The following is a 725-nucleotide window of genomic DNA, read 5'->3' on the forward strand; positions in this document are numbered from 1 at the left end:
GAAACCGGTCATCGTTCTCAATCTGAACGGACGGCTGCAATTGGGAACGGATGATGACCCCACAAACGTCCGAAATGTCGGCGCGAGCTGTCGTGAACTGAGTGAAGCAGCGGGCGCCAGCCCGCGACCCACTTGCGGACATTGCCTTTCGGCTCGATGGTGCGGGCATGACCCAACAGATTCACGCCTACGAGTTTTCAGAGGCGGCGTTTGTCTCAGGCAGCGACCCGATCGTCTGTGTCGCGCCGCTGACCGAACTGCTGTCGTATATGACGCTGGAGGAGATCGACAAAGCGTTTAGCGGATACGCCTCGTATCGCCTAATGCCTTGGATGAAGCGATATGTTGGTGTCTGGGGTCGAAAGAACTGTCAGCGGCTACGACGCTTCCTTCGCGAACGCGGTGCCGACGTTGTTTTGTCTCGCGAGCGTCCGCCGCGCCTCCGACTGACAAGCTACAGGACGCAAGGGACGCGAAACAAGGTCCGATCTCTCACCCAGCTTACCTGACGCCCATAGGCAGCTAGCCACCACTTTTCGGCTATTCGGCGGGGCCAAAGCGCCACTCAAACCCGGTCGACCATTGTCGGCATGGCGCCGATGAACAAACGACGGGTTTCGGGAAGCTCGGCAGGCGGCGCGAATGACCGATATGGCGAAGGATTTCGGGCGCATAAGCGTACGAAATCCTTACATGCAGGAACCCGCGATCCGCGTTCTCTGCGC

At 59.2% G+C, this 725-nt stretch carries 2 protein-coding genes; one reads left to right on the top strand and one right to left on the bottom strand.

Annotated elements, in window-relative coordinates; translation table 11 throughout:
* Positions 1-167 precede the first annotated feature (167 nt).
* On the top strand, positions 168-509 hold the full coding sequence (locus AC3WJD_RS22065; protein ID WP_492749008.1) for a hypothetical protein: 342 nt from the start codon (positions 168-170) through the stop codon (positions 507-509).
* 31 nt (positions 510-540) lie between these two features.
* On the opposite strand, the gene AC3WJD_RS22070 is transcribed toward AC3WJD_RS22065, so the two are convergent.
* Positions 541-725 (bottom strand): hypothetical protein (locus AC3WJD_RS22070; RefSeq protein ID WP_492749010.1); only part of this gene is annotated, 185 nt, incomplete at its 5' end.

The sequence above is a fragment of the Sphingobium sp. FW306-1B-F04DB genome (genome assembly GCF_058781925.1).

Coding starts and splice junctions, on each gene's coding strand:
- AC3WJD_RS22065 (WP_492749008.1), top strand. CDS start 168: ATGACCCAACAGATTCACGCCTACGAGTTTTCAGAGGCGGCGTTTGTC.